A 24,953-nucleotide genomic window follows, 5' to 3' on the forward strand; every position below is an offset into this window, starting at 1 on the left:
GCAGTGCCAATCTTACGAGGTGTTTTTTAAATCGACTTGTCTGATAACCTGATTAATTATCTATTTTTTTGGAGAGGGGTACAGGGATGAAGGTTTCGTTATTTATCACTTGTTTAAGCGATGCGCTGTTTCCGCGTGTCGGTGAAGCGATGGTAAGACTACTGGCGAAATACGGTGTTTCGCTGGAGTTTCCTACTGTCCAGACGTGCTGCGGCCAGCCAGCGTTTAACAGCGGCTATTGGAAGGAAGCCCGGGACTCGGCAAAAACGATCTTGGATGCTTTCGAGGACAGTGATTTCGTGATTTCTCCTTCCGGCTCTTGTACGGGGATGATTCACCATTATCCGAAGCTGTTTGAGGATGATCCCATCATGCTTCAACGAGCGAATAAGCTGCAAAGCAAATCTTATGAATTTACTCAATTTCTTGTTCAGGTGCTTGGTGTTACGGATGTAGGTGCTGCTTTCCCGCATAAGGTTACGTATCATCCTTCCTGCCATGGCAGTAGGATATTAGGAGTTAAGGATGAGCCACTCGCACTTATTCAGCAAGTGAAGGGGCTTGAGCTTGTTCCGCTGCCCTTCGCCGAGGATTGCTGCGGCTTCGGAGGCACCTTCGCGGTGAAGATGGCCGATATTTCCGGGGCGATGGTATCGGAGAAAGTTGATCATGTATTAGAGACGGAAGCGGAAGTGCTGGTTGGACTTGATATGGCATGCCTGCTCAATATTGCCGGCAACCTGCGCTATCGGAACGAGCCAGTTCGGGTTATGCATCTGGCAGAGCTGCTGTATGAAGGGGTGAAATAAGATGGGTACGGGTGCAAAAACAGGAGCAACTGTAAAAGCGAGAGCAGATCTAGCCCTAAATGATGAATTTCTGCGCAAAGCGGTTCGTTTTACGACGGAGCGGCTGCGAAATGGCAAGAAAAAGGCGACGGATGAGCATGGAAATTGGGAAGAATGGCGGGAGCGCGGCAGACAAATCCGTCTTCATACAATTGCGCATCTCGATTATTATTTGAACCTATTCGTGAATAATGCCCGGGCTAACGGGGTTCATGTGCACTTCGCGAATACGGCTGAGGAGGCCGTAAAGCTTACGCTTGATATTGCGGAGCATGCAGGTGCCAAATCCGTTGTGAAGTCAAAATCGATGGTGTCGGAGGAGCTGCATCTGAACCATGCCCTTGAATCTATTGGCGTTGAAGCAGTAGAAACCGATCTGGGTGAATATATTATTCAATTAGCTGGCGAAATGCCGTCTCATATCGTTATTCCTGCGATTCACAAAAACCGTTACCAAATAGCTGATTTGCTGTCTAAGGAAGCGGGATATACGCTGCCGCCAGATACGACGGCGCTTGCCGGTTTTGTTCGGAAGAAGATGCGGGAGAAATTTCTTGAAGCTGAAATTGGCATGACAGGCTGCAACTTTGCCATTGCCGAGACAGGCTCCATGGTTTTATTCGAGAATGAAGGAAATGCCCGTATGGTCAGTACGGTGCCCAAAACTCAAATTACGCTAATGGGTATGGAGCGTATCATTCCTTCTTGGGCAGATCTGGAGGTTATGGCCACTTTGCTGCCGCGCTCAGCGACTGGCCAGAAGCTAACGATGTATATGTCTGGCATTACAGGTCCGCGCAGAGCGGAGGATGCGGACGGCCCTGATGAGATGCATATCATTATTATTGATAACGGCCGCTCGCTGCAGTTAGGCGATCCAGAGTTTCAAGAGCTGCTGAACTGCATTCGGTGCGGCGCATGCTTGAATGCATGCCCGGTATACCGCCATATCGGCGGACATGCGTATGGCAGTACGTATAGCGGTCCGATTGGCGCGGTCTTAACGCCGTCACTTAATAAAAATATTGCAGAGTGGGATGATATTGCGAATGCTTCAAGCTTATGCGGTGCTTGCTATGAAGCATGTCCGGTCAAAATCCCCTTGCATGATATGCTCGTCTATTTGCGTCGACGCAAAGTCGAGAGCGGCAACGGCAGCATGATGGAATCAATCGGCATGCAAGGCTTTGCTGCCGTTATGGGCAGCTCCGCACGTCTTGGAGGTGTGCTCCGCCTAGGAAAGCTAGGGCAAAAGCTTGTTGTACGAAGCGGTGTTATTAAGACCAAGCTCGGTCCTCTGAAAGGCTGGAACACCTACCGCGTTACGCCTAGCCTTCCGAAGGAATCTTTCCGTGATCGCTGGGATACGCTGGATCAGGAGCTGAAGCACGGATTAAAGCAAATGGATCCTACGATGCAAAACCGGATGGAAGAGCTCGTTAAAAAGCGTGAGCAAGAAGAGAAGCAGGGCAAAGGGGGACATGGACATGGCTGATACGCATAAGCAGTGGCTGGAGAAGCTGGAGGCTGATTCACGCGCGAAGCAGGAGCAATTTATGAATGATATTGCTGCGAAGCTGAGGCATCCCAGAATGGCCCTGAAACCTCAGCATCCATTCCGTGGCGCTCCTGATTTCTGGAATGCGTTCGAGTGGTCGGTGGAGGAGCGCATTAAACAATTTACCGATAATTTTCTATCGGTAGGCGGACATGTGGCTCGCCTGGAAACGATGGACGAGGCAAAGTCCTTTATTGTTCAGAAGGCTGATGAAATGAGCGCCAAATATGTGGTCCGGCAAAATCAGCCCGAGCTGGATGCGCTTGATTTGGAAGGAGCGCTGCCCGCTTCCAAGGTATCCGTATGGAATACGGATTCCGAGCAATACTGGAGAGCGCGCGCGGCCGAGGCTGATTTCGGAATCGTGCTTGCGGATCATGCGGTTGCCTATACGGGCTCTGTCACTGTCTTATCTGCTGAGAATAAAGGGCGTTCAGTAAGCTTACTGCCGACTGTGTTGATCATTATTATTCCAATCGAACGCTTGAAGACAAGATTGGGAGAAGTACTCGCAACGTTTGATGAAGCGGGTCATGACCATTTGCCTGCAGGCATCCATTTCATATCCGGTCCAAGCCGCTCCTCCGACATTGAGAATGATTTGACGATCGGCGTTCATGGACCTGGAATTGTCTATGCGCTGCTAGTAGGGTAAGCATATAGCATATATGAAACTTGGGAGGTGTTAGCTATGCCGCCGCTGGATGTGGTGAAGCTGTCGAAACGAAATCATTATGAAGAAATAACGGAGCAGCTGAAGCGTCTCATTATGGACGGGAAGCTGAAGGTAGGCGACAAGCTGCCTTCTACGAAACAAATGTCTGAGCAATTCGGCGTTGGACGCTCGACAACCCGCGAGGCGCTGAGCGCGCTGAAGGCGATGGGAATGATTGAAATTCGTCAAGGTGGGGGGTGCCGTGTAATCAGTAGTGCTCCGGCTGAGGTCGAGCTGCCGGAATTACAGTCGCTGCGTCTCAACCGAGAAACGGTGCTGGAGCTGCTGGAGGCGCGTGAATCTCTGGAAGTATCGAATGCAGCGATTGCTGCTGCCAAACGTACAGAAGTGGATCTTTCCGTGCTGCGTGGCCTTGTCGCAGAGATGAAGCGTTTCGTTGGCGATGAGGCGGAAGGAGAACGGCTGGATCTCCAATTCCATCTCACATTAGCGCATGCGACCCATAATTCCATAATGGTGCGATTATTCGAATCGATTATGAATCATATTGAAACGGCGATTCATGATATTAGACGGGTCGAGCTTTATGCGAGTACGGCTGTTGCAGAGCGGCTTTGCCTGGAGCATACAGCGATCTTTCAAGCGATTGAGGAGCAGGACTGTGAGCTGGCTGCAGAACGGATGAAGCAGCATCTGCAGCATATCGAGCATATTGTACGGAAGCATCTGGGTAAGGGCTGAAAGTGAAGGACAGCCATCCAGCGTAAGTAATGCAAAAGTGCAGTACATTAAGCCCAGCACCATAGCCATCCAGCGTATGTAATGCAAGAGTGCAGCTCATTAGGCCCAGCACCACAGCCATCCAGCGTATGTAATGCAAAAGCGGCTAGGCCCCCTAATTCTGGAGTCTTGCCCTACAATTTTACTGGTTTCGTAGACTCACTTGTTTTTTTGAGTTATTACATGGCTTTATGGAAGGCAGATGAGTCTTCCAGTGTATTGACCCACGCTGAAAACTTAACTGGAGGCATCAGCTTCAAGCTGCCGTGCATCTTGCGATTATTGTAAAAGTCCATATAGTGATCGAGTGCCTCATAGGCTTCCTCAAAGGTCATGAAGCTCTTAAGGCTGAAAAGATCTCGTTCAAGTAGGCTATGGAACGACTCGATGTAGGCATTCATATTCGGTGTCCGGGGTGGGATGCGTTCATGCACGACCTCCAGACTCTCGCACGTGTCTCCAAACAATTTGCTAACGAATTGCGGTCCGTTGTCTGTTCGAATCACCGGCATCGTATCGCCTGATTCTATGCGGTTCTGAAGCGCCCCATATAACGTTTGGACAGCATGCTTGGCTTCACATACCGGCCCCCTATATTGTCCAACGACAACGCGGTCAAACACATCGATGATACTGAGCACGAAAAAGAAACGCTCCTGTCCGATGACATAGCCGTATTTAATGTCCATTTGCCACAGCTGGTTAGCCCCCGTTACTACCCGGTTCTTTGGTAGTCTGCGCGGATGTGCCGGAATTCGTTTACGCTGTTTTTGAAGGATATCTAACTCATTGCAGAGACGGTACGCTTTCTTTTTGTTCAGAGGGAGCTCACGTTGGTTCCGGATGCAGTGTGCAAGCAACTTGTAGCCGTAGACGTGTTCTTCGCCTTCAATGAGCTCTAGCAGCCATTCCTTAATTTGTTCGTCACTAACTTTTTCCCCTGTTACTGTGAATGAATAGCCTGGAACAGGTCGACCTCTCCGGTCACCTGCAGGACATTCCACTGTCTGGCTGGTGGCTCGCTTTTTACGGTCGTAGTAGGTGGATTCGGATAGCCCAAGGATGCGCAGAACCACTGCAGTTGCTTCCCCCCGCTTAATAAATAGGTCTGCTATTTCGAATTTCTCGGATAAGCGGGGGCTTTCTTTTTTAGCAGTTCACGTAGAATCTCGATTTCGAGTTCCTTCTCACCGAGCACCTTAACGGCCTTTTCATAGCGTTGTTCTACCTCTTGCAGCCGTTGAAGCTCTTGCAGATGTTCATCTGCCATTGGGATTTCCTCTAGTGGGATTGTATCACGGTAGTCCCTGATCCAAGCACGGATCGTTTCCGGATGGATGCTATACATGCGGGATAACACCCCCACCTTGATACCAGCTAACGCTTCTCGAACAATTTTAAGGCGTGCTTCCTCATTCAGCCTTTTTCCCATACTGCTTCATCTCCCTTGTCCTAAGTTTAAATTATTGGATGGGAGGACTCCAGTTTAATTAGGGGGCCTAGGAGAAAGTGCAGCACATTAGGCCCAGCACCGCAGCTATCCAGCGTATGTAATGCAAAAGTGCAGCACATTAGGCCCAACACAACCGCCATCCAGCTATGTAATCGCTCGAAAGAAGGAGCATACCTAAGAGTGAATAATTTTTTGGGCAAGACTCCGGATTTAGGCGGCATAGCCGTACATCCATTATAGAGCGCCATAATAGGCTCTAGATTTCGTCTATCATGTAAAAATGCAGATTAGACGAGAGAGCCCTGTGCAGAGCTTGCTTCTTAATCTTCTCACTTCCGCTAACATTGCGATACCATTCTCGTGGCACCAAGAAGAAATATTTTCTGCTTGACTTTTTCATATATGATTATGTTATATTAGCAAAGTAAGTTATAGCAGGCTATGACCAAAGACATGATTTCCAATACGAACGGTCCAGAGAGAGAAGCAATGCTGAAAGCTTCTTCCGTTATCGGTTGAGAAATTACCCCTTTGCAGCCGTGGCGTTGAACCGGCTCATTTGTTTGGACGGCAGTATGCGGCACCGTCTTATCCCCGATAACGGATACTAATAAGGACCTCGTATAGGCATGCTTTGGCGAATCGCTAAAACTGCTGAACTGCAGGTCGAATTAGGGTGGAACCACGAGCTGAACGCACTCGTCCCTTATCGGGAGAGATGCGTTTTTTTGCGTTCAAAAATAATGAATAAATAAGAAATGGAGGCTTAATCATGGAGATCAATGTCATTTTGCCAGATGGAACAAATAGGAGGTATCAGCAAGGCACCACAATAGGGCAAGCGGCTGAGTCGATAAGTATCGGATTGAAGAAAAATGCTGTAGCTGGAAAAATAAACGGCAGATTAGTTGATCTGCACGCTATGATTGAGCAGGACTGCCATCTCGAAATCATTACAATGGATGACAAAGAAGGCTTAGAGATATACAGACACACTACAGCACATGTTATGGCTCAGGCTATTAAACGTATATATGGCAGCAGTGCAGTCAAGCTCGCAATCGGTCCTGTCATCGAGGATGGTTTTTATTATGATATCGATATCGAAAAGCCGCTTTCGATTGAGGATCTAGCTGCGATTGAAAAAGAGATGGAAAAAGTAATCCACGAGAACTTACCGATTCGTCGCCGCGTCGTTGATCGTGCAGAAGCGATTAAGCTCTTTGAAGAGCTTGAAGAACCGTATAAGCTTGAACTAATACGGGATTTGCCGGCGGATACGGAGATTACGGTCTATGATCAAGGTGAATTTTCGGATATGTGCCGAGGACCGCATCTTCCATCAACAGGCCGCATTAAAGCGTTCAAGCTGTTAAATGTGGCAGGAGCCTACTGGCGCGGAGATTCGGATAATAAAATGCTGCAGCGAATTTATGGCACTTCTTTTCCGAAAAAATCAGCGCTTGAAGAGCATTTGCACATGTTGGAGGAAGCCAAAAAACGCGATCATCGCAAGCTGGGCAAAGAGCTGCAGCTGTTTATGTTCTCTGAGGAAGCGCCTGGCATGCCTTTCTATCTGCCCAAAGGGATGACGCTTCGTACCGAGCTTGAGGACTTTGCACGCGGCTTGCAAAGACAACGGGATTACGATGAGGTTCGGACACCGCTTATGATGAATCAACGCATGTGGGAGCAATCCGGACATTGGGACCACTACAAGGATAATATGTATTTCACAAAAGTGGACGAGACTGATTTTGCCCTTAAACCGATGAATTGCCCAGGGCATATGCTCATATTTAAAAACAGTCTGCACTCCTATCGAGAGCTGCCCATTCGACTATCTGAGTTTGGACAGGTGCACCGCCACGAGCCATCCGGCGCTCTTAACGGTATGATGCGGGTTCGTACTTTCTGTCAGGATGATGCCCATATTTTCGTTCGGCCCGATCAGATCGAGGATGAGATTAACAGAGTAATTTCACTCATCGACCATATTTATGGAGTGTTTGGATTTCAGTATAAAATTGAGCTGTCCACACGTCCTGAAGATTCTATGGGCTCAGAGGAATTATGGAACCAAGCAGAGAAGTCTTTGCAGAGCGTATTGGATAATCGGGGTATCGAGTATCGTGTCAATAAAGGTGATGGCGCATTCTATGGGCCGAAAATAGATTTTCATATTCAAGATGCGTTGAAACGGAGCTGGCAATGCGGTACGATTCAGCTTGATTTCCAGATGCCGGAGAAATTTGATCTATCTTATATTGGCGAAAATAATCAGAAGCATCGTCCGGTCGTTATACACCGCGCTGTATATGGCTCGATTGATCGCTTTATGGGAATTTTAACCGAGCATTACTCTGGCGCTTTCCCCGTTTGGATTTCGCCTGTTCAAGTGAAGTTGCTGCCTGTTTCAGAAAATTATATCGACTATGCTCTGCAGGTAAAGAAATCATTGGAAGAAGCAGGTATTCGTATTGAGTTGGATGTACGAAATGAAAAGCTTGGCTACAAAATTCGGGAAGCTCAGCTTGAGAAAGTACCTTATATGCTTGTACTAGGCGAGAAAGAAAAAACGGCCAATCTGGTTTCCGTTCGTAAACGCGGCGAGGGAGATGTCGGCGAGCTTGAAATTTCAATGTTCCTTAACCAAATTAGCGCTGAAGTGAATGCACGAAAATAGTTAATAGCTATTGAAAACCAAGAAATAGGGTCTGTGCCGAAATGTCATTAAGCTGACAATCGGTACAGACCCTATATAATGCTATTGAATTGTAGACATATACTTTTTAATAAATTCCTTCGCTTTATCCGGGTTTTTGCTGTCGATGCGGATCGTGATGATCATGTCCTGCTTGTAAAGCGGAAGACTTTGGGCTAGCGTGCTGTTGCTGATATCAATGCCGTACACATGCTCTTCCTTGTCCTCATCAGTCTGCAGCTTCATGGCGATGCCATCGATCATGTATGGCTTCAAATCACCTTCCACATAGCTGTCGAGGTTCAATAGTACGCCTTGGTTTCCGATCCACTTGAAAATATTACGGTCCATAATATAAACATCAGGATGCTCAGTCGCAAGAACAAGGATTGCCTTCTGCAAATAAGCATATTGCGCTTGCTCATCTGAAGGCACCATAGTGATGGAAGTCACGAATCTTTTCCACTCAGGAAACGCTGTCAATAATGCATTCTCTAATGGCTCAACCTTGGGAGCGTCGTCGGTCAGCATGTAATTGCCCATAAATGATATCGATAAATCCACAGGCGGCAAGCTAGCAAGCCGTTCCTGCTCGGTTCTGTAGTTCATAAAGCTTACGATTCCATAAATAATAAGTGCAACCGCAGCAATTGCGCCAATTGTATGGAATTTGTAATAGCGCCAGAAATGGTCCATTTTCTGAGCTTGTCCAGCCATTTTTTTGTATTTGCCGTATTCCTGATCATTGAAAGCATCGGTCAGCTTGCGATCCTCATACTCCAAAATAAGCCGGTAGGCTTGAGTAATCTTAGCAAAGGAATCGTCCTCTTCCTCAGCGCTTTGATTTTGTTGCTTTGCTCTTGAGCGTGCTTGACGCATCAGAATCGTATATCGCTTCTCCACTTCTTCTTTGGCTGCAAGCTCTGGCAGCCCCATCGTCTCGTAAGCTAGCTTTAATTCTTCCACTCTTTCACCTCAATTAGTAAGTAGCTCCTCTATCATCCCTATCTACTAGTATACGGAATTCCGCAACTAACGCAAATCTCGAAATTGTCAGGTTTATATGGATATCGTTCACCGTCAAAAGGACGAGATTAATCGTCATCTACTAAACTTGATTACTGCAACAAACAAAGGTAACATTATACATATACCATTCTCTAAGAGGAGCTGTTATTATGTCTCAAGTTATTATTAATACATCTAAATTAGTGCGTCAAATGGTTATTAGACAAGTAGACGCTATTCCAGAACAACTTTTTGACATTCAACCAGCAGCATTTAACAATACGATTCGTTGGAACATTGGGCATATCATCATATCGCTAAATGGATTGTTATCACGTGGCGGATTTACTTTGGATTTCAGTATACCTGATCATTATCGTACTCTTTTCCTTACTGGAAGCAAGCCTTCTGATTGGAATATCACTCCTCCTTCCAAGGAAGAACTTTTAAAGCAACTAAGTGAACAACTTCAAGCATTATCTGAGATTTCTCCTATGGTTTTGGATAACGTGCTTGAACCTGCAGTACAATTAGGACATATGAATTTCGAAAAATTTGGTGAAATATTTTCTTTTGCTACAATTCATGAGACAATGCACAGCAACACGATCTCTTGTTTGTTAAAAGTAATAAAACACGAGCAAGCCTAATGCATCAGCCCTAGAAATAGGGCTTTTTTTTTTACTTTGTCTTGTTTCCCAATATAAACTACTAATAAAGGAATAAGAGTGTGCGAGTCGGAAATTTAAACAAAATACACGATTAATTAACTTCCTATCTTCCTCTGATTTGTTATGCTTATTATAGGATGAAAAAACATATAGGCAGGTGCTCTTATGACTGTATCGTACAAATTTGATTTTGGAATCGGCGATGCGCCGGCTTCCTCCTATATTCAGGTGCTTCCGAGTACGATCTACAGTGGGGTTTCGGGTTACGGCTTCGAGCCGAATGAACGTATAAGCTCACGCAATCGGGATACATCGGATCGTCTGCGCGGCGCTTTCTGCATCCCGCTTGAAGCGGTATTCACGGTAGATTTGCCCAATGGCTGCTATACCGTGACGGCTACAATTGGCGACGCTATCGCGCCGACCTCAACTACGCTCAAATATGGCGTAGGACGCATTGTTCTTCATCATGCAGTCACCTCGGCTGGGCAATACAACGTCCACAGCTTTACGGTAAAGGTTACGGATGGGCAGTTAAAACTTGCGTTCTCGGGCGTCGCTCCGCGGATTAACGCACTTCAGATCGATGAGGCAAAGCAAGCGACTACCATTTATTTGGCGGGAGATTCAACGGTTACGGATCAGGATACGTTTCCTTATGCCGGCTGGGGGCAGATGCTTCCGTTATATTTCAAGACGGATGTGGCTATAGATAACCATGCGATGTCGGGGAGGAGCTCACGAAGCTTCATTAATGAAGGCCGACTGGCGGCTATATTAGAGCAAATCAAACCGAATGATTATTTGTGGATCCAATTCGGACACAATGATGAGAAGCCTGACGCTGAACGTGCTACTGAGCCCTTTGGCTCCTTTAAGGAAATGCTTTCTGTATATGTGAAGGAGTCAATTGCACGGGGTGCGAAGCCAGTATTGATTACGCCGGTCCATCGCCGCAAATTCGATGGGGAAGGCCGCATAATCGATACGCATGGCGATTATTTGCTTGGGATGAAGGAGCTGGCTGAGGAGCTTGAAGTTCCGCTGCTTGATTTGGCTGCGAAGAGCAAAGCATTATACGAGCAGCTGGGGGACGAGCCATCAAAGGCTTTATTTATGTGGGCTTATCCAGGCGAGTTTATTTCATTTCCTGAGGGTGTGCAGGACGATACGCATTTCCAAGAGCTGGGCGGTATTCAAATAGCAGGTCTTGTAGCAGAAGGGGTGCGCGAGCTGGACTTATCCCCGTTATATCTTTACTTAAGAGGAATTTAAGGCATGCGAGCATTCGATTGAAAACGTGGATTATTCAGTCAATAGAAATGTTTTCTTGAAAAGCAATAGGAGCGGCTTGCCGCACCTATTGCTTATTTGATGTGCATAAGGTTTAATGAAGGAGAAAAACAACGAAGAATAAGCGAGGTAAAGCATGTTTGATCCAACTGTATTTGAGAATTTGAAGGTAGCATTCGAGAATCAGCTCTATGATTTGGACACCTTGGATAGAAAGCTGGATATTATTAATCGGATAGATCGGCTGGATATGGCCGTATTATCACGGGAGCTCGTGCTTCAATTCACACTCGCCGGACACAAGGACGTTTCTGCGGAAATTCATCTCACCGCTTCACTAAAGGAGCTTGCTTCAGAAATATTAGAACTGGAAGGAGGAGCGCCGGCCTGCTCGCTGCGATTGCGGTTTCATATGCAGGTAGAGGATATGCCAGCACAGTGCAAGAACATCGAACGGATTTTGCAGCGGATTTGGGTACCGGAAATACAGCCCACGCAAAAGATAAGCTATCTATTCGGTGAGGAACCGCCTGTATATTCAAATACGATAGAGCTGGACTTTAATCGTAAAATAAGCGAGGAGCAGATGGATGACATTCCCGAGCTGATCAAGCATATGCTTCAAACACTTAAAGAACTGGAAACGGTAAGCTTACGCTAACCTATGCTTGATCGTATCTTGTTTAAGTTAAAAAATGTCTGTTACATTCACAGGCGTCTATGCTATAGTACAGAAGAATGACAACTAAAGAAGAAATTCCGGTGCCGCACCTTGTGCTTGGCAGTCGGGAGAGGTTCGCGAACTCCCTCTATAAAAAACTATGCGAAACGATTGCCCCGTCAGGAGGTATCGTCGTTTTTGCGTTCGGCGCGATGCGGGTCCTACCGCTTCGCGCCGTTTCTTTGGTTTTTTAGCTTCATATGAAGGATTTCAAGCGATCTCTATCTTCTCCAAACAGAGAGGGAGATACAGCATGAAGAAGGAAAAGGCGGTCGTTGTATTCAGCGGCGGGCAGGACAGTACGACTTGTTTATTTTGGGCATTAGAGCGATTTGCTGAGGTGGAGGCTGTTACGTTCAATTATGGTCAACGGCATAAGCTTGAGCTGGAATGCGCGGCGGAAATTGCCAAGGAGCTGAATGTTAAGCATCACATACTGGATATGTCTTTGCTTAATCAGCTGGCGCCTAATGCGCTGACTAGGGATGATATTGCGATCGAGCATAAGGAAGGGGAGCTTCCTTCTACAACTGTAGATGGACGCAATATGCTGTTTCTTACGTTCGCTGCCGTTCTTGCCAAGGGAATGGGGGCAAAGCATATCGTAACGGGAGTTTGTGAAACGGATTTCAGCGGTTATCCTGATTGCCGTGATGTTTTTGTGAAGTCCTTGAATGTAACGTTGAACCTATCGATGGACTATCCGTACGTGATCGATACGCCGCTCATGTGGCTGGATAAGGAGCAAACGTGGGAGCTTGCTGATCAGCTGGGTGCTTTCGAATTTGTACGCCAGCGGACGCTCACCTGCTACAACGGAATTATTGCGGATGGCTGTGGAGATTGCCCGGCATGCCAGCTACGCAAAAAAGGCTTGGATGCTTATTTATCTAAACGTGTACAGGGGGCTGGCCGCTAATGCTTCAGCAAGTTTATCCGGCAGCTCAACATCCCTATGAATATGAGCTGAATAAGGACTTTCAGTTCGCAGCAGCGCACTATGTCCCAGCTGAAGAGGCAGGCAAATGCCGCGAGCTTCACGGACATACGTATTACGCGAACGTTACGGTAGCGGGTGATACGCTTGATTCAGCAGGCTTTCTGGTGAATTTCGCTATTATTAAACGTCTCATTCACGATCGATTTGATCATTCCGTGCTCAATGACGATAAGGAGAGCTTTAATGACGTGAGCTCTGATTATTTCCCGACGACCGAAGTGGTAGCACGCACCATCTACAATATTGTCCAGAACTATTTGGATGGAATGGTCAATAAACCGCAATGCGTGCAGGTGTATTTGCGTGAAACGCCAACCAGCTATTGCATTTATCGGCCGAAGAGAAAGGCGGGATCCCATGAGCAGCAATAAACGGATTCCCGTGATGGAAATATTCGGCCCTACTGTACAAGGAGAAGGCATGGTCATTGGCCGAAAAACGATGTTTGTACGCACAGCTGGCTGTGACTACAGCTGTTCTTGGTGTGATTCGGCATTCACATGGGACGGCAGCGGGAAAGAAGATATTCGCATGTTAACAGCGGATGAAATTATAGATCAGTTGAAAGAAACGGGAGGTCGTTTCTTTCAGCATGTTACGATTTCCGGTGGAAATCCAGCTTTACTTCCTCAGATGGGGGAGCTGATTGAAAAGCTGCACGCTTTGCAGATGGAAGTTGCTCTGGAGACACAGGGCAGCCGCTGGCAGGACTGGTTTTGGGAAATCGATGAGTTAACGTTATCCCCTAAGCCACCCAGCTCTGGAATGAAGACGGATTGGGCGAAGCTCGACGATATTGTCGCGAAGCTCACTGAACGAGCAACTGCATTCTCATTAAAAACGGTTGTTTTCGATGAAGCGGACTTGGAATATGCCGTCTACGTCCATTTGAGATACCCTGGAATTCCCTTCTATTTGCAAGCAGGAAATGGTCAGCTTCAGGAAACAGATTCTAACCGTATGCTTCCCTATTTGGTAGAGCGTTATGAATGGCTAATTGAGCGGGTTATGCAAAATTGTGATTTAAACCGAGTTCATGTATTGCCGCAGCTCCATACTTGGGTATGGGGAAATAAGAAAGGTGTATAGTACACATATAATGAGAAGGGCGGATGTAGGAATGGAAGGAAGAAGCAAGGAAGAACTGAACGGTGTGACACTGCTAGGCAATCAAGGAACGCAATATTTATTTAATTATTCACCAGAAATATTGGAGGCATTCGATAACAAGCATCCTAATCGAGACTATTTTGTGAAATTTAATTGCCCGGAGTTTACAAGTCTTTGTCCGATGACAGGTCAGCCTGATTTCGCCACGATCTATATTTCATACATTCCTGATCGCAAAATGGTCGAGAGCAAAGCGCTAAAGCTTTATTTGTTCAGCTTCCGAAATCACGGTGATTTCCACGAGGATTGTATGAATATTATTATGAATGATCTCATCGCACTCATGGAGCCGAGATACATTGAGGTATGGGGCAAATTCACGCCTCGCGGCGGCATTTCCATCGATCCTTATTGCAATTGGGGCCAGCCTGGCACTAAATTCGAACAAATGGCTGAGCATCGTTTGATGAATCATGATCTTTATCCAGAAAAAATTGACAATCGTTAGTCGGTGAGCAAGGGGATGGCTGCTGCTTAGATAACGGCAGCAGCCGTTTTCTTTTGCTTTCTCCCGGCTATTCTTGAACAAACCATTTTTTTGTTCTATAATGTGCTTATTGAAGTTGCAATATTTTTCCTGGGGCTATATGAAATAATAAATCAGACCGATTTCAAGGAGTGATCTTAAATGAGTACAGCAAACCGCGGTGTTAACATTGGGCCTCCTCGTTTCAAAATAGCTGTTCATTCGATCGTCTGGTTAGCTAAAAGCGGCTGCATATTATCGAGTGCTATGATCGCAGATCAGGTGGATTCACACGCAACCTTTATGCGCAGAGTACTGCAAGCGTTGGCAGTATCAGGGATTGTTGAGTCTAAGGGCGGCCGAGAGGGTGGGTATACCTTGCGCAAATGCCCTGACCATATTACGTTAGGCGAGGTTTACTTTGCAGTCCGTACAGCTTCCGCTGAATGCGAGGTTGAAGTTGAATGTGGAGAAGCCGGACATTTATTAGACAGGGAAATAGAGAAAATTCTCCACGAAGCCGAACAGCAAACGATTGATTATTTACGGCAATTTACGATTGCGGATGTGATGAATCGGATTGATTTTTTTAAGTTCTAACTTTTTTATAGTTACTACTAGCCAAATAGCAAAAATTCGATTATAATGTGCTTATAGGAGTTGCAGTTACGGCTGCGCTTTTATTTTTGGGATATACTGTGCTTGCTGTGAGCACAAATAAAAAGAATAAGTAATGGGTATTCTTAATGCATTGCATTCGAATCCTATTGCGATTAAATTTTAGTTTTTCAAATATTTATATACAATTATATGATCAACATCATGATCATCAACACGGAGGAATAACAATGTCAAAAGTATTACTTGTCCAAGTTAACGATCGTCCTTTAGAACAAGCAGTAAGTGCAAAAATGTATGACGCTTTTGCAAAAACTTACAAAGAAGCGAATCCTACAGATGAAATTACGGAGCTGGATTTGTTTAAAGAAGAGCTTCCGTACTATGGCAACACAGCGATTACTGGTATGTATAAACGCAACCAAGGCTGGGATCTTACTGCTGAAGAGGAGAAAGCAACTAAGCTAGTTGATCAATACTTGGAGCAATTCCTTGGTTCAGATAAAATTGTGTTTGCATTCCCATTATGGAATTCAACTGTTCCTGCACCGCTGATCACTTACCTTTCTTACCTGGCGCAAGCCGGTAAAATGTTCAAATACACTGCTGAAGGCCCAATTGGTTATGCCGGCGACAAAAAAGTAATGCTGTTGAACGCTCGTGGTTCAGATTATGCATTAGAAGGCATGGCTTCCGCAGAAATGGCTCTTAACCTAGTGAAAAACATTATTAGCCTATGGGGCATTACAAACCCTGAAGAAGTAGTTATCGAAGGACATAACCAGTATCCGGACCGCTCGCAAGATATTATTGCAGCTGGTTTAGAAAACGTAGCAAAAGCTGCAGCGAAATTTTAATAGTAATAGATAAAATAATAAAACAGTCGATCGGGGTTTCTACACCGATCGGCTGTTTTTTGCTTGTTGCCTATAATCTTTTGCTTTAATCTACATAACTAGTTAAATAAAATAGGAAGTATAACAACGAAAAAGACGACCAGTACAATGATACTGCTAATCCGGCTCATCAGAATATAAGCATCACTAGGCTCGGACTTCCCCTTAACCATCCACCCATACCTCATATACCAACCGAATGCAGGGAAGAAAATATTAAGCAGCGCGATGAGGACAAACAGAATCGCGAATAACACCATTATGATCATCTCCTTATTCATATTTACGTTCAATATTTGGTAAATGTTTCAAAACAAGCTCGGTTTTAACGCTGCAGTAAATGGGGGGAACGATCTTGCAGAATAACGATTTCCCTCATTCGATTATTGGATGATTATACAAATTGATTGTTCGAAAATTAAATACATTGATCCAGCTATCAAAGTATAATGAACCGAGAGTTTAATTAATGCCAAAATATTCAGACCTTTGCTATTAAACTAAAGAGGAGTGATATTTTTGAGTACAACAAAAGTCGCCATTATTGGTTGTGGTACGATTGCCAATAATGCACATATTCCAGCGTATATAGCTAATCCGCATGTAGAAATAAAATACTTTGTCGATATCATTAAGGAAAAAGCAGAGAAAGCTGTTACTGCATACGGCTGTGGAACAGCAGTTGAAAGCTATCAAGAAATCTTAAACGATCCCGAGATTGAAGCCGTTTCAATCTGTACGCCCAATGATTCGCATGCTTCGATTGCGATGGAATGCCTGCAGGCAGGCAAGAACGTATTATGTGAAAAGCCGGCGGCGCGTACCTATGCGGAAGCTCTAGAGATGCAGCGGGTTCAGCATGAAACGGGTAAAATCCTTAATATCGGAGTCGTGAATCGTTTTAACACGGGTGTGAATGTTATGAAGAAAATGATTGAAGATGGAAGCCTTGGCGAGATTTATCATGTTTATGTAAGCTTCCGCTCCCAACGCTCGATTCCAGGCTTAGGAGGCGCATTTACAACGAAGTCCATTGCGGGTGGCGGAGTATTGATCGATTGGGGTGTTCATTTCCTTGATATCGTCATGTATTGTACGGGTGATCCTAAGCCGAAGACCGTTTCCGGCACTGCTTATTGCAAGCTAGGCAAGGATATGAAGGACTACTCTTACTTAAATATGTGGGCAGGTCCACCCGATTATTCTGGAACGTATGATGTAGACGATTTTGTAACCGGAATGATTCGAACAGAAGGACCAACAATTACCCTTAATGGTGCTTGGGCACAAAATATTGGTGTCGATGAGATGTATATTGACTTTCTAGGTGACAAAGGAGGAATCCGTTTAAATTACGGTGGCGATTTTACTTTATGGAGCGCACAGCATGGCGCATTATTAGAAACGAAGCCAAAGCTTAATATGGGTGACCATTTTCAAAATGAGATTGATCAGTTTATAAAATCGATTCAAACTGGTGAGAAGCTTTCTTCTCATATCGATACCGTTATTATTACTTCTCAAATTCTTCAGGCTATTTATGACTCATCCGAATCAGGGAGAGAGCTAACTTTCTAATTCGTTCATGGAGGTGATGTAGATGAAAAAAATAGGATTTATTGACTATTATTTAGATGAATTTCATGCAAATGAATACCCGGAGTGGATTGCCGAGGCTACGGGTGGAGCGATGAAAGTTGTATACGCATATGGAAAGGTCGACAAGGAGAAGGGGGTGTCCAATCAAGAATGGTGCAATCGAAGAGGGATTAAGCTTCTTTCTTCTATAGAGGAAGTTGTTCGTTTAAGCGATTATTTAATTGTTTTATCTCCAGACAATCCGGAATTTCATGAAGAGCTTTCAAAGCTCCCCTTGCAATCCGGTAAACCTACTTATATCGATAAAACCTTTGCGCCTGATCGAGCAGCAGCGATTCGTCTTTTTGAGCTGGCGAAGCAGCATGAGACACCGTTATTTTCTACTTCCGCACTTCGCTATGCTGATGAATATGTGAAAGTGGCTAAGGAAGGGATTGAGACGATCAGCAGTTGGGGGCCAGGACGGTTTGAGAATTATTCTATTCATCAAATCGAGCCCATTGTAGCCATGATGGGAAGCCGTCCACAAAGAGTAATGTCGATCGGTAGCGCTGCGTCTTCTGCATTGCTGATTGATTTCGGCGCAGGAAAGCAAGCGACCATTAACCTTTTTGGAGATGGATGCCCTTTTATGATGGCTGTTAACTATAATACGAACCAATGCCAAATCATTAAGCCGGAATCTGATTTTTTTACTTTATTTATCCGTCATTTAGTCTCCTTCTTTGAATCTGGAAAGCCTGCCGTTCCTGCAGTAGAAACGATAGCAGTCATTTCAATAATAGAATATGGACTTCAAGCAGCTAAGAACCCAGCGAAGTGGCTGAACCTGCCAAGCGTCGGGTAATTGTTCGAATGATGGATAAGGCGTTAGAGTGAAATAGCCAAAGGGCGGGGTGATCGAAAATATGCAGCTAGGACGATTGGCTAATGGCTTGGCATCCAATAATATCACTTTCTTTCATTCTGAATTGGAGATGAGTGCAGGCATCCCATGCAAGCTTTATAAAATCAACGAGAACTATCAAGGCATTCAGGAAGAGCATGCACACGACTACATCCAAATTTGGTATGTAACAAAAGGGCAGTTCAAGCATTGCATTAATAACCAGCAATATATGATGGTTGCCGGTAATTTGTTCGTGATTCCCCCCTATGCTGTTCATCGGGTCGAGTGGAATTTCGGAGAAGTCGAAATCATCGGATGTGAATTTCTCCCCGACTTTATAAACGACCGTTATGGACAGCTTCCGCTAGATAAAGATTTTTTCGACTATGCGTATTTGGAACAGTTCTTGACCACTGAAGACAAGGTAACCCCGAAAATCACCCTAACAGGCACCATCGATCAAAAAGTGAGTCATATTCTTATGGAAATGCTGGAAGAGTATTCGGAACGAAGAAGCTATTACGAATTAATATTGAAAGGGAATCTGCTTAAATTATTATCCTTAATTATTAGAGAATTCAGAAAAGATACCGTTAAGGATATGGGGGATAAGTTAGATAAGTACCGTCCGCTTATTAATGTGGCGGTTGATTATATCCATAATTATTATAATGAGGAAATTCGATTGGATCATATGTGTAAGATTACGATGCTTTCCAAAACGTATTTTTGTGATTTATTTAAATATTTCACAGGTAAGACGTTAACCGATTATTTGCTGGATTTACGCATAAAAAAATCAACGGAGCTTCTGCTTCAACCTGGCCTTACTATAACAGAGGTCTGTTTCAAAGTAGGATTTAACGATCTGACTTATTTTTCAAGAATATTTAAAAAACATACCGGTTTGTCTCCGTCTTATTATAAAAAATATGCTATGAAAAGTAGTTGATTATAATCAAAAGGAGCAAAAAGGTAAATGACAACTGAACTGCGCTTACAAGGATATCTTCCTCCAGGCAGTGAGAAGACAGCAGGTGCAGAGCACATAATGCTTGTCTATTACGGCCATTACGACAAAAGAGGAGATGATAAGCAATTATATGGAGACTGGAGCAAGGAAAAGTTTCTACCTTATGTAGCCTATTTGAATAAGGCAGGAGAGCCGCAGGACGATCTATTCGACACCTTTTTGTTTTTAGCGTTAAAATCACCAGGAAGAGGAAGCTTTCATAGATATTATGACTGGGAGCTGGATTCCGAACCGGGTAAGATGAGCGACTGGAAATGGGCGATCGATCGGTTATTTGAAGAAGAACGCCAATTGTTTGCATTGAACGAAGCCGCAGCAGAAATTGGAGCGAAGCTTAACGTTCCCAATAAGAAAATTAAAGTGATGACCATGATTCCTTTTCCGGAAAGACGCTGCAAACAGTTTGGAGATCTATCGGGTAAAGGCATTATTGAAAGCTTGGAATCGTTGGAAAATCGCAACAAAGCTATCCAATGGTACGTCGATTTGTATCTTTCCAAGTTTCATCAGGCTGAATTCTCAAATCTCGAATTTGTCGGCTTTTATTGGATGCAGGAAGATGTTGAACCTGATGAGCCTGGAGAAATCGAAAACATTCAATTTACTCTTCATTATTTACATAAACGAAATTTGAAATTAGGATGGCTGCCTTGGTGGGGCGCCAAGCATAAAGGAGACGGAGCTAAGTTCGGATTCGACTTTACAATTGTCCAGCCTAACCATTACTTTCAGGAGCAAAGTACCGCAGAGCGAATACAGGATTGCGCTGAATTGGCCTCCAAAACAAATCAAGGTATTCAGATCGAATTCGATACAAAGGTAATCTCCAGCCAGTGGCATAGGCGAGCATTATATCAATATTTGAAAGGGGGGATTGAATTTGGTTACATGAACCATTCTGTCCTTGCCTTCTATCAAGACGTGCAAGCTCTCTACGAGTTATATCATGATGTAGGTGACCAAGGAAGAAAGGTTTATGATGATTTCTATCTTTTCATTAAAGGGAAATTCGGCCAATCTTTAAATCTATTCCGGGAGGAATGAAAAGTAAACTTCTGAAAATTATAGATGCTTCATACTTAAATCCTTTCAAAAAGGTGGTGATGTGGCTGAAAGAATTCGGTAAATAAGTATAAGTTCTTCACGTTTCTGTCCACTATTATTTATTTGGGAGGGTCGTACATGGAAAAGAAATCGTTCATATCGCTTGTAGCCATTATGGTATTACTAGTTGCTGTGGTTTCAGCCTGCTCATCCAAGAATAACGATATGAAGGAAACACCGACGACAAAGGAGAGCACGAACAAGCCTGCCGAAACAGCCGCTTCAAAAGATAAAGTCGAAATCAGTTTTTGGTACGGTTGGGGTGGCGTTGAAGGCGAACTAATGGAGAAAATGATTAAGAAATTTAACGACAGTCAAGACCAAATCGTCGTTAAAGGTACGGTGGAAGGCGATTACTCCAAGCAGCTTACGGCTATTACAGCTGGTGATCCTCCTGATGTAGCGTCCAACTTCGGTAATGCAACTGTGCCAAATGGTGAGAATGGAGCCAACACTCCACTAGACAAATATATGGAAGAGAGCGGCATGACCGACAATTATTTCGTGCCCGGTGCTATCAAACAGCAGCAGTACAACGGTGAAACGTATGCGCTTCCATTGGCTATGCATTTCAGTATGTTGTTTTATAACAAGGACCTGCTCGCACAAGCGGGGTATGATCAGGCGCCAGAGACTGTACAGCAGCTGTTCGAATACTTTGATAGCCTTAGCAAAATCGAAGGAAATGGCGTAATTAAGTCCCTTGCAATCTCACCGCAGCTTCCAATCTATGACTACTCCTATATTTATGGAGGTAAGTTCGTAGATGAAGCAAACAATGAGATAACCCCGCAGGATCCAGGATTTATACAAGCAATGAAGCAAAGTGCAGCGCTGTGGAAGAAAGCAGGCGGCAGTGAGAAAATCAATCAGTTTACTTCGACTCTTGGCGGTTGGTTGACGGCGGATGATCCATTCTTTACGGGTAAATACGCAATGATGATCGGAGGCGAATGGACTGGCTCATTCATTGAAAAATTTGCCCCAAATTTGAATTATGGCATTGCTCCACTGCCGTATGATGAGAATAATCCGGAAATGAAAGGCGCAGCATCCGTTGATACCAGCACGCTTTATATCCCCAAAGGTGCAAAGCATCCGGATGAGGCATGGCAATTTATCAAATGGTTCATGCAGGCAGAAAATATTGCCGAATTTGATGCCGGCCTTGGTAATCTAACACCTGTTATCGATGCAATTGACTCACCATTGTTTAATAACGTTCCAGGATTCAAGGAGTTCCTGGAAAGTTCAAAGAACCCTCTGTTATCGAGCTTTCCAGCATCGCCTTATATGGGAGTATACACAAACGAGATCGGTGTTGCCTTTAATGAGGTTCTCTTAGGCAATATTTCGGCGGAGCAAGGTGCCAAGCAAATTGCTGACAGAATGTCCGCTGAGCTTCCGAAATTCAAGAAGTAAGTAGGCTCGCAGTTAAACATGAAACTCCTGCCCGTCTATCATGGACAGGAGTTTCATGTGATGTAAATGCTACGGGGGGGTGGAAGAAACTTGCGAAACCATTTAAAACGGATGTCGAAGACGTTCAAGCTGAAAGCATTCCTTCTCAGTCTGCTGATACTTAGCTTTGTGGTATACCCGGTGGAGAGAGGGGACGCGGCGGATAAATTAGCTGAAAAATATAAGAATGCTCTTAACCTGAAGCCTATTGATTTTTCTGCGTACAGCGAATCGCAGCTGCCGACCTATTCTGTGGTACTGAATGAGCAGAGGAAATCTGGGGCCAAGGATGTACAAGATTCACGAGTGGATATCCCAGCTGCTGCCTTTATCGGTTCTGGATCTGAAAAGAACGTGAAGCCTGTTGTACAAACGGGAATCGGTGACACGCTTGATCAGGCTGTTGTCTGGCAGGATGAAATCGATTGGATCGAGTGGTCGGTAGAAGCTCCAGAAGATGGATTTTATAATATTGAGCTCACCTATTATCCTATCGAAGGAAAACGTTCTTCGATTGATCGAAGCCTTAAGATAGATAACGAGTTTTCTTTTAATGAAGCACAGAGGTTAACCTTTTACCGAATGTGGGCCGATCAGGCAGAACCTAAAATAAACAGTCAGGGAGATGACATTAGGCCCAAACAAGTTGAGGTCCCCCGCTGGGAGACTGTCAGGTTAACGGATAACGAAGGAAAATACGCGGAGCCATTCCGTTTCTATATGAAACAAGGAATACATACGCTGCGGTTTGACACCATAAAAGAACCAATCGCTATTTCCCAAATATCTCTTGTTTCGCCAGAAACCGTTCCTACTTATAGCGAGGTGAAACAACAGAACGAGCACAACGGGTATAAGAAAGCGGTTGACCAAATGGTCAAAATCCAAGCGGAAAAGGTCTGGTATAAAACGGAGCCGACGCTTCGCAGGGAGTCAAACTCCGATCCGAATGTTGAACCGCCTGCTAACGGAAATCAACGGCTAAATGTTATTGGAGATTTTCGCTGGCGTAAGGGTGGTCAATACTTGACCTGGATGATTGATGTTCCCGAGGATGGGCTTTACAAAATCGGATTAAAAAATGGTCAATGGTGGGGAGATGGCTTGCCGTCCTACCGTAAGATTGAGCTCGATGGGAAGGTCCCATTTAAAGAACTGGAGGAGTATGCCTTTCCTTTCTCAAAGGACTGGAGAATGACAAGTCTCGGCAATGAAGATGGAGATTTCTTGTTTTATTTGCCGAAAGGAATGCATACAATGCGCATCACTGTACAGCTCGGACCATACCGGGACGTCCTACAATCTTTATCCGATACGATCTTCACCATCTCCGAGCTGAACCGGAAAATCATAATGGTGACGGGTACAAAACCCGATATGAACTTTCGCTATGAGCTGGAACGGCGAGTACCCAATTTAATCGAAGATCTGAAATCGATAGCAGACAGCATTAGCTATCAAATCGATTTGTTAGAGCAATTGTCCAGCAGTAATCCTGCGGTAGTCCAGAGTCTAAAGGCTATTCGGGAGCAGTATCAGAAAATGGCAAATAATCCAGATGACATTCCTAAACAATTAGATGATATTACGAACACACAAGGGCAGCTAGGGAATTGGCTGCTCAGCCTGAAGGAATCTCCGCTTGTTCTTGATTATCTCGCAATTGCCTCTCCGGATAAAAAATGGACGAAGGTAAAGTCATCCTTTTTTGAACGGCTAGTCTCGATGACACAAAACTTTTTCAGATCATTTACGAAAGATTATGACAGCGTAGGGGATACGTTTAATGACGAGGAAGGTGCGGTCATTAATGTGTGGATCGGTAATGGACGTGAATGGGCTGAATTAATTAAGGATTTGGTCGATGAAGATTTTACGCCGACTTCAGGAATACGGGTCAATATCAATACTGTTCCCGCTGGACAGATGGCTTCTGGTTCAGCGAATACGCTGCTGCTTGCCGCAAGCTCCGGCAGGGCGCCTGACGTGGCCACGAACCTTGAAGCGACGCTGCCTGTTGAATTTGCGATTCGCGATGCGGTTATTAATTTGAATCAATTCGATGATTATGAAAAAACCGTTGAGCAGTTTCTGCAAGGATCATTAATTCCCTTCAAATACAACGGCGGAGATTACGCGCTGCCGGAAACACAGGATTTCAATCTTGTGTTTTATCGTAAAGACATTTTGTCTCAGCTTAAATTAGGTATTCCTAATACGTGGGAGGATTTATACAAAATACTTCCAATTTTGCAGCGGAACGGTATGAATGCCTGGATTCCGGCATCACTAGATCCTTTTCTTTATCAGCAGGGAGGAAGCTTCTATAACGACAGTCTAAATCGCACTGGATTGGATACTCCAGAAGCATATACGGCTTTTAAAGAGTGGACGGATATTTACACGAACTATCAGCTGCCCATTGAGGCGAATTTCTTCAATCGGATGCGCTCTGGCGAAATGCCGATAGGAATTGCCAACTACACGTCGTATGTACAGTTTTCGGTTGCCGCACCAGAGCTCACTGGAAGATGGGGGATTGCACCTTCGCCGGGTACGATAAAGGCAGATGGCACAATCGACCGCACTGCAGGCGGAGCTGTCTATGGATCGGTCATCTTTAAACAGTCAGAACATCAACAGGAGGCTTGGGAGTTTTTGAAATGGTGGATGAGTAAAGAGGTTCAGCTTCGTTTCGGCCAGGAGCTCGAATCCCTCATCGGCGTTGAAGCGCGCTGGAACACCGCTAATACTGAGGCCTTCAAGGATTTGCCATGGCCAAAAGAAGATTTGGAAGCTTTTCAAGAACAATGGAAATGGTATCGTGAACGTCCAGTTGTACCTGGAGGATATTTCACAACTCGGCATATTTCAAATGCCTGGAACCGTGTTGTGCTCTCTGGCACAAATCCAAGAGAATCGATTGAACAAGCCGTGAAGGATATAAATAAGGAACTGAAAGCGAAGCAGGAAGAATTCGGCATTACCGCCCCAAAGGAATAAAA

24 protein-coding genes and 1 riboswitch are annotated in these 24,953 nt (G+C 44.8%); of the genes, 20 read left to right on the forward strand and 4 right to left on the reverse strand.

The window, feature by feature from the left end; genetic code table 11:
- Window positions 1–86: 86 nt before the first annotated feature.
- From CEF13_RS09600 to CEF13_RS09615, 4 genes are read left to right on the forward strand one after another with little or no spacing between them, the layout of a single operon-like run.
- On the forward strand, window positions 87–809 hold the full coding sequence (locus CEF13_RS09600) for a (Fe-S)-binding protein (protein WP_102710473.1): 723 nt from the start codon (window positions 87–89) through the stop codon (window positions 807–809).
- Window position 810: 1 nt separating this feature from the next.
- Window positions 811–2,343 (forward strand): LutB/LldF family L-lactate oxidation iron-sulfur protein, encoded by a 1,533-nt coding sequence (locus CEF13_RS09605; protein WP_102710474.1) that lies wholly within the window; start codon window positions 811–813, stop codon window positions 2,341–2,343.
- Window positions 2,336–3,061: a LutC/YkgG family protein gene (locus CEF13_RS09610; protein ID WP_102710475.1), complete on the forward strand. Its 726-nt coding sequence runs from the start codon at window positions 2,336–2,338 to the stop codon at window positions 3,059–3,061. The genes CEF13_RS09605 and CEF13_RS09610 overlap by 8 nt, the downstream gene beginning before the upstream one ends.
- Window positions 3,062–3,097: 36 nt before the next feature.
- Window positions 3,098–3,823, forward strand: coding sequence for a FadR/GntR family transcriptional regulator (locus CEF13_RS09615; protein ID WP_341806450.1), 726 nt, complete (start codon window positions 3,098–3,100; stop codon window positions 3,821–3,823).
- A gap of 218 nt (window positions 3,824–4,041) precedes the next feature.
- Here the strand turns inward: CEF13_RS09615 and CEF13_RS09620 are convergent, their stop codons facing one another.
- Window positions 4,042–4,938, reverse strand: coding sequence for an IS3 family transposase (locus CEF13_RS09620; protein ID WP_102709795.1), 897 nt, complete (start codon window positions 4,936–4,938; stop codon window positions 4,042–4,044).
- Window positions 4,939–4,973: 35 nt separating this feature from the next.
- On the reverse strand, window positions 4,974–5,294 hold the full coding sequence (locus tag CEF13_RS09625) for a helix-turn-helix domain-containing protein (protein WP_102709796.1): 321 nt from the start codon (window positions 5,292–5,294) through the stop codon (window positions 4,974–4,976).
- A gap of 793 nt (window positions 5,295–6,087) precedes the next feature.
- On the opposite strand from CEF13_RS09625, the gene thrS reads away from it, so the two are divergent.
- The gene (gene thrS / locus CEF13_RS09630; protein WP_102710476.1) at window positions 6,088–8,001 is read left to right on the forward strand and encodes a threonine--tRNA ligase; all 1,914 of its coding nucleotides are present in this window, start codon (window positions 6,088–6,090) and stop codon (window positions 7,999–8,001) included.
- Between the two features lie 81 nt (window positions 8,002–8,082).
- Here the strand turns inward: thrS and CEF13_RS09635 are convergent, their stop codons facing one another.
- Window positions 8,083–8,985 carry a type 2 periplasmic-binding domain-containing protein gene (locus CEF13_RS09635; protein WP_102710477.1) on the reverse strand — a complete coding sequence of 301 codons (903 nt, stop codon included), beginning with the start codon at window positions 8,983–8,985 and terminating at the stop codon, window positions 8,083–8,085.
- Between the two features lie 212 nt (window positions 8,986–9,197).
- Here CEF13_RS09635 and CEF13_RS09640 point away from each other — a divergent pair, with 212 nt between their 5' ends.
- From CEF13_RS09640 to CEF13_RS09680, 9 genes are all read left to right on the forward strand, one after another.
- Window positions 9,198–9,677: a DinB family protein gene (locus CEF13_RS09640; protein WP_102710478.1), complete on the forward strand. Its 480-nt coding sequence runs from the start codon at window positions 9,198–9,200 to the stop codon at window positions 9,675–9,677.
- A 186-nt stretch (window positions 9,678–9,863) separates the two neighbouring features.
- The gene (locus tag CEF13_RS09645; protein ID WP_102710479.1) at window positions 9,864–10,973 is read left to right on the forward strand and encodes a rhamnogalacturonan acetylesterase; all 1,110 of its coding nucleotides are present in this window, start codon (window positions 9,864–9,866) and stop codon (window positions 10,971–10,973) included.
- Between the two features lie 154 nt (window positions 10,974–11,127).
- Window positions 11,128–11,652: a hypothetical protein gene (locus tag CEF13_RS09650; protein WP_102710480.1), complete on the forward strand. Its 525-nt coding sequence runs from the start codon at window positions 11,128–11,130 to the stop codon at window positions 11,650–11,652.
- Window positions 11,653–11,776: 124 nt separating this feature from the next.
- Window positions 11,777–11,820, forward strand: a riboswitch (PreQ1 riboswitch).
- 145 nt (window positions 11,821–11,965) lie between these two features.
- Window positions 11,966–12,631 (forward strand): 7-cyano-7-deazaguanine synthase QueC, encoded by a 666-nt coding sequence (queC, locus tag CEF13_RS09655; RefSeq protein WP_102710481.1) that lies wholly within the window; start codon window positions 11,966–11,968, stop codon window positions 12,629–12,631.
- The gene (queD, locus tag CEF13_RS09660; protein ID WP_102710482.1) at window positions 12,631–13,083 is read left to right on the forward strand and encodes a 6-carboxytetrahydropterin synthase QueD; all 453 of its coding nucleotides are present in this window, start codon (window positions 12,631–12,633) and stop codon (window positions 13,081–13,083) included. The genes queC and queD overlap by 1 nt, the downstream gene beginning before the upstream one ends.
- On the forward strand, window positions 13,070–13,801 hold the full coding sequence (gene queE / locus CEF13_RS09665) for a 7-carboxy-7-deazaguanine synthase QueE (RefSeq protein WP_102710483.1): 732 nt from the start codon (window positions 13,070–13,072) through the stop codon (window positions 13,799–13,801). Before queD ends, queE begins: the two co-directional genes overlap by 14 nt.
- Before the next feature lie 31 nt (window positions 13,802–13,832).
- Window positions 13,833–14,330: a preQ(1) synthase gene (gene queF, locus CEF13_RS09670; protein WP_102710484.1), complete on the forward strand. Its 498-nt coding sequence runs from the start codon at window positions 13,833–13,835 to the stop codon at window positions 14,328–14,330.
- 180 nt (window positions 14,331–14,510) lie between these two features.
- Entirely contained in the window at window positions 14,511–14,948 is a 438-nt protein-coding gene (locus CEF13_RS09675; RefSeq protein ID WP_102710485.1) for an Rrf2 family transcriptional regulator, read from the forward strand.
- A 194-nt stretch (window positions 14,949–15,142) separates the two neighbouring features.
- Window positions 15,143–15,823 carry an FMN-dependent NADH-azoreductase gene (locus CEF13_RS09680; RefSeq protein ID WP_424992005.1) on the forward strand — a complete coding sequence of 227 codons (681 nt, stop codon included), beginning with the start codon at window positions 15,143–15,145 and terminating at the stop codon, window positions 15,821–15,823.
- A gap of 98 nt (window positions 15,824–15,921) precedes the next feature.
- On the opposite strand, the gene CEF13_RS09685 is transcribed toward CEF13_RS09680, so the two are convergent.
- Window positions 15,922–16,122, reverse strand: a complete 201-nt coding sequence (locus tag CEF13_RS09685) for a DUF6199 family natural product biosynthesis protein (RefSeq protein WP_102710487.1) — start codon at window positions 16,120–16,122, stop codon at window positions 15,922–15,924.
- Between the two features lie 259 nt (window positions 16,123–16,381).
- Here CEF13_RS09685 and CEF13_RS09690 point away from each other — a divergent pair, with 259 nt between their 5' ends.
- From CEF13_RS09690 to CEF13_RS09715, 6 genes are all read left to right on the forward strand, one after another.
- Window positions 16,382–17,440 (forward strand): Gfo/Idh/MocA family protein, encoded by a 1,059-nt coding sequence (locus tag CEF13_RS09690; RefSeq protein WP_102710488.1) that lies wholly within the window; start codon window positions 16,382–16,384, stop codon window positions 17,438–17,440.
- Between the two features lie 22 nt (window positions 17,441–17,462).
- Window positions 17,463–18,308 (forward strand): Gfo/Idh/MocA family oxidoreductase, encoded by an 846-nt coding sequence (locus CEF13_RS09695; protein ID WP_102710489.1) that lies wholly within the window; start codon window positions 17,463–17,465, stop codon window positions 18,306–18,308.
- A 61-nt stretch (window positions 18,309–18,369) separates the two neighbouring features.
- Window positions 18,370–19,302 (forward strand): helix-turn-helix domain-containing protein, encoded by a 933-nt coding sequence (locus CEF13_RS09700; RefSeq protein ID WP_102710490.1) that lies wholly within the window; start codon window positions 18,370–18,372, stop codon window positions 19,300–19,302.
- A gap of 27 nt (window positions 19,303–19,329) precedes the next feature.
- Complete coding sequence (locus CEF13_RS09705; protein WP_102710491.1) at window positions 19,330–20,427, forward strand: DUF4855 domain-containing protein; 1,098 nt, start codon at window positions 19,330–19,332, stop codon at window positions 20,425–20,427.
- A gap of 138 nt (window positions 20,428–20,565) precedes the next feature.
- Window positions 20,566–21,909, forward strand: coding sequence for an ABC transporter substrate-binding protein (locus CEF13_RS09710; protein ID WP_102710492.1), 1,344 nt, complete (start codon window positions 20,566–20,568; stop codon window positions 21,907–21,909).
- A 90-nt stretch (window positions 21,910–21,999) separates the two neighbouring features.
- Complete coding sequence (locus CEF13_RS09715) at window positions 22,000–24,951, forward strand: extracellular solute-binding protein (protein ID WP_166742994.1); 2,952 nt, start codon at window positions 22,000–22,002, stop codon at window positions 24,949–24,951.
- Window positions 24,952–24,953: the final 2 nt, after the last annotated feature.

This window comes from Paenibacillus castaneae (genome assembly GCF_002884445.1).
GTDB lineage: Bacteria > Bacillota > Bacilli > Paenibacillales > Paenibacillaceae > Pristimantibacillus > Pristimantibacillus castaneae.

Bases quoted from the DNA above. Each gene is read 5' to 3' on its own strand.
- CEF13_RS09600 (WP_102710473.1), top strand. From the start codon at position 87: ATGAAGGTTTCGTTATTTATCACTTGTTTAAGCGATGCGCTGTTTCCG.
- CEF13_RS09605 (WP_102710474.1), top strand. From the start codon at position 811: ATGGGTACGGGTGCAAAAACAGGAGCAACTGTAAAAGCGAGAGCAGAT.
- CEF13_RS09610 (WP_102710475.1), top strand. From the start codon at position 2,336: ATGGCTGATACGCATAAGCAGTGGCTGGAGAAGCTGGAGGCTGATTCA.
- CEF13_RS09615 (WP_341806450.1), top strand. From the start codon at position 3,098: ATGCCGCCGCTGGATGTGGTGAAGCTGTCGAAACGAAATCATTATGAA.
- CEF13_RS09625 (WP_102709796.1), bottom strand. From the start codon at position 5,294: ATGGGAAAAAGGCTGAATGAGGAAGCACGCCTTAAAATTGTTCGAGAA.
- thrS (WP_102710476.1), top strand. From the start codon at position 6,088: ATGGAGATCAATGTCATTTTGCCAGATGGAACAAATAGGAGGTATCAG.
- CEF13_RS09640 (WP_102710478.1), top strand. From the start codon at position 9,198: ATGTCTCAAGTTATTATTAATACATCTAAATTAGTGCGTCAAATGGTT.
- CEF13_RS09645 (WP_102710479.1), top strand. From the start codon at position 9,864: ATGACTGTATCGTACAAATTTGATTTTGGAATCGGCGATGCGCCGGCT.
- CEF13_RS09650 (WP_102710480.1), top strand. From the start codon at position 11,128: ATGTTTGATCCAACTGTATTTGAGAATTTGAAGGTAGCATTCGAGAAT.
- queC (WP_102710481.1), top strand. From the start codon at position 11,966: ATGAAGAAGGAAAAGGCGGTCGTTGTATTCAGCGGCGGGCAGGACAGT.
- queD (WP_102710482.1), top strand. From the start codon at position 12,631: ATGCTTCAGCAAGTTTATCCGGCAGCTCAACATCCCTATGAATATGAG.
- queE (WP_102710483.1), top strand. From the start codon at position 13,070: ATGAGCAGCAATAAACGGATTCCCGTGATGGAAATATTCGGCCCTACT.
- queF (WP_102710484.1), top strand. From the start codon at position 13,833: ATGGAAGGAAGAAGCAAGGAAGAACTGAACGGTGTGACACTGCTAGGC.
- CEF13_RS09675 (WP_102710485.1), top strand. From the start codon at position 14,511: ATGAGTACAGCAAACCGCGGTGTTAACATTGGGCCTCCTCGTTTCAAA.
- CEF13_RS09685 (WP_102710487.1), bottom strand. From the start codon at position 16,122: ATGGTGTTATTCGCGATTCTGTTTGTCCTCATCGCGCTGCTTAATATT.
- CEF13_RS09695 (WP_102710489.1), top strand. From the start codon at position 17,463: ATGAAAAAAATAGGATTTATTGACTATTATTTAGATGAATTTCATGCA.
- CEF13_RS09700 (WP_102710490.1), top strand. From the start codon at position 18,370: ATGCAGCTAGGACGATTGGCTAATGGCTTGGCATCCAATAATATCACT.
- CEF13_RS09705 (WP_102710491.1), top strand. From the start codon at position 19,330: ATGACAACTGAACTGCGCTTACAAGGATATCTTCCTCCAGGCAGTGAG.
- CEF13_RS09710 (WP_102710492.1), top strand. From the start codon at position 20,566: ATGGAAAAGAAATCGTTCATATCGCTTGTAGCCATTATGGTATTACTA.